This window comes from Kitasatospora sp. NPDC091257, assembly GCF_044757675.1.
Lineage (GTDB): Bacteria > Actinomycetota > Actinomycetes > Streptomycetales > Streptomycetaceae > Kitasatospora > Kitasatospora lactacystinica.
In genome coordinates this window covers 1-6670 of record NZ_JBIVVI010000433.1, presented here as the reverse complement: position 1 = coordinate 6670, position 6670 = coordinate 1, and the positions used below count along the sequence as shown (strand labels likewise).

5 protein-coding genes are annotated in these 6670 nt (G+C 74.8%); 4 read left to right on the top strand and 1 reads right to left on the bottom strand.

Annotated elements, in window-relative coordinates:
* The first annotated feature begins 158 nt into the window (after positions 1–158).
* The 3 genes from ACIQOV_RS20715 (at position 159) to ACIQOV_RS20705 (ending at position 3130) form a co-directional block, all read left to right on the top strand.
* Positions 159–1256: an LLM class flavin-dependent oxidoreductase gene (locus ACIQOV_RS20715; protein ID WP_401050425.1), complete on the top strand. Its 1098-nt coding sequence runs from the start codon at positions 159–161 to the stop codon at positions 1254–1256.
* Between the two features lie 116 nt (positions 1257–1372).
* On the top strand, positions 1373–1966 hold the full coding sequence (locus ACIQOV_RS20710) for a hypothetical protein (protein ID WP_401050422.1): 594 nt from the start codon (positions 1373–1375) through the stop codon (positions 1964–1966).
* A 96-nt stretch (positions 1967–2062) separates the two neighbouring features.
* Entirely contained in the window at positions 2063–3130 is a 1068-nt protein-coding gene (locus ACIQOV_RS20705) for a cobalamin-independent methionine synthase II family protein (RefSeq protein ID WP_401050419.1), read from the top strand.
* A gap of 153 nt (positions 3131–3283) precedes the next feature.
* Here ACIQOV_RS20705 and cobC read toward each other — a convergent pair whose 3' ends face one another.
* Positions 3284–4930, bottom strand: a complete 1647-nt coding sequence (gene cobC, locus ACIQOV_RS20700) for an Rv2231c family pyridoxal phosphate-dependent protein CobC (RefSeq protein WP_401050416.1) — start codon at positions 4928–4930, stop codon at positions 3284–3286.
* A gap of 346 nt (positions 4931–5276) precedes the next feature.
* Here cobC and ACIQOV_RS20695 point away from each other — a divergent pair, with 346 nt between their 5' ends.
* Complete coding sequence (locus ACIQOV_RS20695) at positions 5277–6632, top strand: MFS transporter (RefSeq protein WP_401050413.1); 1356 nt, start codon at positions 5277–5279, stop codon at positions 6630–6632.
* Positions 6633–6670 lie beyond the last annotated feature (38 nt).

Sequence of the window (6670 nt, the reverse complement as noted above, 5' to 3'; positions counted from 1 at the left end):
GGAGGCGCGGAGAATCGGGGCATGACTGCTCCGGGCCGCCCCCTTCTCGTGCGCAGGCTGCACGTGGACCTGGGGCGGGTGTGGGCGGACGGGTGTCGCCGCGAGTGGGTTCCGACAACCGACCGCAGGCAGCACCGGCCCCAGGAGTGTGTCCGTCCATGGCTCTCACCTTCCACTGGTTCCTCCCCACCAACGGCGACAGTCGGCTGATCGTCGGCGGCGGGCACGGCTCCACGCCCGGCGCCGCCGGGTCGGACCGGCCGCCGGGCATCGGCTACCTCGGCCAGATCGCCCGCAGCGCCGAGCAGTTGGGCTTCGAGGGCGTGCTCACGCCGACCGGGGCCTGGTGCGAGGACGCCTGGCTGACCACCGCGATGCTGAGCCAGGTGACCGAGCGGCTGAAGTACCTGGTGGCGTTCCGGCCCGGGCAGATCAGCCCGACGCTGGCCGCGCAGATGGCCGCGACCTACCAACGGCACTCCGGTGGACGGCTGTTGCTCAACGTGGTGACCGGCGGGGAGTCCGCCGAGCAGCGCGCCTTCGGGGACTTCCTGGACAAGGACGCCCGGTACGCGCGGACCGGGGAGTTCCTGGACATCACCCGACGGCTCTGGGCGGGGGCGACGGTCGACCACCACGGGCCGCACCTGCGGGTCGAGGGCGCACGGCTGAACCGGCTGCCGGACCCGGTGCCGGCGGTGTACTTCGGTGGTTCCTCCCCGGCCGCCGGCGACGTCGCGGCCCGGTACGCGGACGTCTACCTGACCTGGGGCGAGCCGCCCGCCCAGGTCCGGGAGAAGATCCGCTGGATCCGTGAACTGGCCGCCGCCCGGGGCCGGACCGTCCGGTTCGGCATCCGCCTGCACGTGATCACCCGGGACACCGCCGCACAGGCCTGGGCGGAGACCGAACGGCTGCTCGCCGCGATGGACCCGGCCCGGGTGCGGCAGACCCAACGGGCGCTCGCCGAGAGCGAGTCGGAGGGGCAGCGCCGGATGCTCGCGCTGCACGGCGGCTCCGCGCAGCGGCTGGAGGTGTACCCCGGCCTGTGGGCCGGCGTCGGCCTGCTGCGCGGCGGCGCCGGGACGGCACTGGTGGGCAGCCACCGGGAGGTCGCGGACCTGATCTGCGAGTACCACGCGCTGGGCATCGACGAGTTCGTGCTGAGCGGAATGCCGCACCTGGAGGAGGCGTACTGGTTCGGGGAGGGCGTGCTCCCGCTGCTCGCCGCCCGCAACCTGTGGGACCGCCCGTGACGCCTGGGGCCGGGGCGGGCCGGGCGGCGCGGCCGGGACGCCCCGGGGCTCCGTCCGACCGATCGCGGCCGGCAAATCGCTGGTCAAGCGCCCTCACCGGACCGAGAATTCATGGCATGACCCAGCAGCCCCTGCTCCTGCTCGACGTGGACGGACCGCTCAATCCCTACGCCGCGCCGAAGCGGAGGCCCGAGGGCTACGCCACCCACCGGCTGCGCCCCTCCTGGTGGGTGGCGAAGCAGGAGCACCTGGCGGCGGTCCAGGCCCGGCAGGCGACGCGCGCCAAGCACGCCAGGCCGCCCGCCGTCCGGGTCAAGCCGCTGCGGGTCTGGCTCAACCCGTCCCACGGCGAGGCGCTGCTGGCGCTGCCGTACGAACTGGTGTGGGCCACCGGCTGGATGGGCGAGGCGAACACCCACATAGGCCCGCACATCGGCCTGCCCGAACTGCCGTACATCCGCTGGTCCGACCTGTTCGGGGTGGATGCGGACGGGCTGCACTGGAAGACCAGGGACGTGGTCGCCTGGGCCGCCGGACGCCCGTTCGTCTGGGTGGACGACGAACTCGGCCCGCAGGACGAGGAGTGGATCGCCGCCCACCATCCCGGGCGGGCGCTGGCCCTGCACGTCAACCCCCGGATCGGTCTGCTGGCCGAGGACTTCGCCACGCTACGGGATTGGGCGGAGGGGTGTGCCGTTCCGGGGGCGTGAACGCAGAAGGGTGGGGCGCGCGGAGTGTGAACGGTCGGGCGGAATGCGCCGTGCGCCCCGTTGTGCTCGGGGCGCCGCCCTTTCTACCGTCCCGTCATGACCATTCTCACGGAGCCCATCGGCAGCATCCCCCGGCCGAGCACCCTGCTGAACGCCCTGACCGAACACGCCGAAGGGCGGCTGTCCGACGCCGACCTGAAGAAGCTGCAGGACGAGGCCACCGCCGACACCCTGGCCAGGCTGGCGGAGCTCGGCTGCCCCGTCCTGGTGGACGGCGAGCAGGCCAAGCCGAGCTTCGTCACGTACCCCCTCGCCGGTCTGACCTCCCTCGCCGGGGACGGCGCCGTCATCCCCTTCGCCGACGGGCACACCCGGCAGCTGCCGCGGCTGACCGCCGGACCCTTCCGGTACCGCGTCCGTGCCGAGACCTATCTGCGCGAAGCCCTGCGCCACACCTCGCAGCCCGTCAAGCAGGCCGTCATCGCACCCTCCGCGCTCAGCCTGCTCTACCCGGCCGGCGGCATCGACGGGTACTCGCGCGAGAACTTCCTGAAGGACCTGGCCGACGAGGCCGAGGCCGACATCCGCGGCTGCCTGGACGCGGGCGCCCACGTCGTCCAACTCGACTTCACCGAGGCCAGGTTGTCGCTCAAGCTGGACCCGTCGGGCAGCCTGCTGGACGACTTCGTGGCCCTCAACAACCAGGTGCTCGACCGGTTCACCGAGGAGGAGCGGGCCCGCCTCGGCGTGCACACCTGCCCGGGCGGGGACCAGGACTCCACCCACAGCCTGGACGTCGACTACGCCGAGCTGCTGCCGAAGCTCTTCCGGCTCAAGGTCGGCAACTTCTACGTGCAGCTGGCGAGCGAGGCCGACCCCGACCGCGTGCTCGCCGTCATCGCGGATCAACTCCGCCCCGGAATCCGGGTGTTCGTCGGGGTGACCGACCCGATCGACCCCAGGGTGGAGAGCCCGGAGGAGGTGCGCGACCGAGTGCTGGCCGCGGCCCGGCACATCCCGGTCGACCAGCTCGGCACGACCGACGACTGCGGATTCTCGCCGTTCGCCGACGACGCCTCCACCTCGCGGGACACCGCCTTCGCCAAGATCGCGGCCCGGGTGAAGGGCACCGCCATGGCGGCGGAGGCGCTCGGGCTCCAGTAGCGCTCGCCGCGTCGGTGGGGGCTGAGCTGTTTGTGCGCGTCGGGCCGGCTGGTTGCCTGGCCGGCCGTCCGTCCGTCCGCCCGTCCGCCCGTCCGCCCGTCCGGCCTGATGGGCGGGCGGACGGGCGGCGGGAGGGCGATGGTGCCGCGCCGGTCAGGCCGAACCGAGCACGGCCTCAAGGGCATTGAGGAATCGGTCGGTGGTCTCCTCGTCCCGGACGGCGATCCGCAGCCACTCCTCACCCAGCCCCGGGAAGGTGTCCCCGCGCCGGACGGCGAAGCCGTGCTCGCGCAACCGCTGCCGGACGGTCGCCGCATCCGGCAGTCGGACCAGGACGAAGGAAGCGGCCGGCTCGCCGTACAGCCGCACCGACGGGAAGGCGGCCAGGCCCTTCACCAAGTGCTCGCGCCGGAGCGCCAGTTCGGCCGCGGCCAGCTCGGCCTCGGCGAGCGCCGCCGGGCCACTGCACACCTCGGCGGCGGCCAGCGCCGGGGTGGAGACCGGCCAGAGCGGCTGGGCGGCGCCGAGGTCGGCGATCAGCGGTGCGGGCCCGAGCACATAGCCGATCCGTAGTCCGGCCAGCCCCCAGGTCTTGGTGAGGCTGCGCAGCACGACGACCCGGCCCGGCAGATCCCGGACGGAGGCGAGGGACTCCCGCTCGCCCGGCACGGTGTCCATGAACGCCTCGTCCACCACCAGGGTGCGCCCGGGCCGGGCCAGCGCGGCGACGGCCTCGGCGGGGTGCAGCACGGAGGTCGGGTTGGTCGGGTTGCCGAGGACGACCAGGTCCGCCTCCTCGGGGACGGCGCCCAGCCGGAACCCGTCCTCGGGGGAGAGCAGCACCCGGTGCACCCGGTGCCCGGCGTCCCGCAGGGCCGCCTCGGGCTCGGTGAACTGCGGGTGCACCACGACGATGTGATGCGAAGTCAGAACCCTTGCCAGCAGGACGAAGGCCTCCGCGGCCCCCGAGGTGAGCAGCACCTCCTCGACCGGGCGGGCGTGCCGGGCGGCCACCGCGGCGCGAGCGGCGCTCCGGTCGGGGTAGGCGGCGAGGTCGCCGAGGGTGGCCGCGAGGTGCTCGCGCAGCCACGCCGGGGGAGTGCCGGTGCGGACGTTGACGGCGAGGTCGACCAGGCCGAGCCCGTCGGCGCGTACCTCGGCGTCGCCGTGGTGGCGCAGGTCGGGTTCGGGGGCGGTCACGCGGGGTCTCCTTGCGGGTGCTTCGGGTTTCGGGCGACTCAGGTGGCTCAGGTGGCTCAGGTGGTTCGGCTGGTGCCGGTCGGGGCTGATGGTGCCGGCTGTGCGGCCGGGGTCGGTGTCGGTGCCGGGGCCGGTGCCGGTGGTCAGGGGCGGTGGCGGCGGGTCCGCGTCCACGTCGAGCGGTGCGAGGCGTCCGCGCGCCGCCGTCCGGGCGATCGCGACCGTGGCCCGCGCCGACTTCCGCTTGGTGACCACGAGCCGGCCGCCCGGCGCGCTCGCCAGTGCCGCCGCCTCGGCCACGCTCGCGGTGCCGACAGCCGTACCGACGGTGGCGGAGGGGTTCGGCACCGGCACGCCCGCCAGTACCTCGGGCGGGTGCTCGTCCACGGGCACCCCCGCGAGGTGGTCGGCCGCCCAGCGCACCGCCGGGTGGTTTGCCCTGCCCGTCACGGTGGCCAGCCGGGCCACGGCGGATGGCGTCAGGCCGGCCTCCCGGAGGGTGTCCGTGAGCAGTCGCAGGACCTCGGTCCGTTCGGCGCCGCTGCTCGCGCCGATCCCCACCACCAGAGTGCGGGGGGCGCCGGCGACCGGTTCGCTCACGTGCCGCACCTTTCGTCCCGAACTCCGGTGATCCCACCACGCCCGGCCGGAACGGGTCAATCGCGGTGGGTGTGACGTCCGACGCCGGTCCGCCGTCCGCCCCGGGGCCGCCGCGGCGCGGCAGCTGTTCGCCTGTTCTTCATCTGCGTTGTGCGGTACACGACACCACGGCGCTCCTACTGTTCTCGGCGCTCCCGCCCAGGAATCCCCGACCTCCGGAGGACCCCATGGCCTTCGCACGACTGCGCGCCCCCGGAACCCTCGCCCCCGGCAGCCGTCCCCGGCCCCGTCTCCGGCCGCGCTCCGCGGGCGCCGTCGGCCGCACCGGAATCCGGAACTGACGGCCGTGTACGTCGCGGACTCGCGCAGCTCGAAGGCCCCTGTCGGGCCGTCCCCCGCCGGGCCGACCCCCGACGGCCCGTCCCCCGCCGGGCCGACCACCGCCGCGCCGGCCGTGGGCCCGGTGCGGCGGGGCGCCGTGCCCGGGGCGGTGGTCGCCCTCGGTGCGGTCAGCCTGGTCACCGACATCTCCTCGGAGATGGTCACCGCCGTCCTCCCGCTCTACCTGCTCACCGGTCTCGGCCTCTCCCCGCTCGGCTTCGGTCTGCTCGACGGCATCCAGAACGGCTTCAGCGCACTGGTCCGGCTGGTCGGCGGCCACCTCTCCGACCGCCGCGGCCGCGACGGCGCGGCTCGCCACAAGACCGTCGCGGCCGTCGGGTACGGGCTGTCCGCGCTGTGCCGGCCGCTGCTGCTGTTCGTCCACACCGTGCCGCTGATCGGTGCCGTGATCGCCGTCGACCGCACCGGCAAGGGCCTGCGCACCGCCCCCCGGGACGCGATGATCTCGCTTGCCACCGAACCCGCCCACCGCGGCCGGGCGTTCGGGGTGCACCGGGCGATGGACACGGCCGGCGCCCTGCTCGGGCCGCTCACCGCGTTCCTGGTGCTGCGGCTGGCCGGCGGCCCGCTGCTCGCCGACGGCGGCGAGCGGCACGGCTACGACGCGGTGTTCGCGGTCAGCGCGTGCGTCGCGGCGCTCGGGGTGCTGATCCTGCTGCTGTTCGTGCCGAACCGGCAGCAGGCTGACGACTTGTCGACTTCCGCCCCCTCACTGCGCGACAGCCTCACCCTGCTGCGGCTGCCGGGGCTGCGCCGGCTGACGCTCTGCGCCGTCCTGCTCGGCCTCACCACCGTCAGCGACTCCTTCCTCTACCTGCTCGTCCAGCGCCGGCTGGACCTGCCCGTCGGCCTCTTCCCGCTGCTGCCGCTGGGCACCGCCGCCGCCTTCCTGCTGCTCGCCGTCCCGCTCGGCGCGCTCGCCGACCGGATCGGCCGCCACCGGCTCTTCCTCGCCGGGCACGGGGTGCTGCTGCTCGCGTACGGGCTGCTGCTGTCACCGCTGCGCGGGCTGCCGGCGGTGCTCTGCGTGCTGGTGCTGCACGGGACCTTCTACGCGGCCACCGACGGCGTGCTCGCCGCCGCGGCCGCCGACGCCGTACCCGCCGAGCAGCGCGGCGCCGGACTCGCCCTGGTCGGCACCGGACAGGCACTGGCCCGGTTCGCCTGCTCGCTGCTGTTCGGCGCGCTGTGGGGGGTGGTCGGCGGCCCGGCGGCGCTGGGCTGGTCGGCGGGGGCGCTGGCGCTGTGCGTGCTCGGCGCGGCGGCGGTGCTGCGCCCGTCCGGGCCCGCCGCGGGATAACCTGACGAATGTGGAAGACCCCGCGGTGGCGAACCCCG

Excerpts from the sequence above, each read along its gene's own strand:
- ACIQOV_RS20715 (WP_401050425.1), top strand. The coding sequence starts at position 159 with ATGGCTCTCACCTTCCACTGGTTCCTCCCCACCAACGGCGACAGTCGG.
- ACIQOV_RS20710 (WP_401050422.1), top strand. The coding sequence starts at position 1,373 with ATGACCCAGCAGCCCCTGCTCCTGCTCGACGTGGACGGACCGCTCAAT.
- ACIQOV_RS20705 (WP_401050419.1), top strand. The coding sequence starts at position 2,063 with ATGACCATTCTCACGGAGCCCATCGGCAGCATCCCCCGGCCGAGCACC.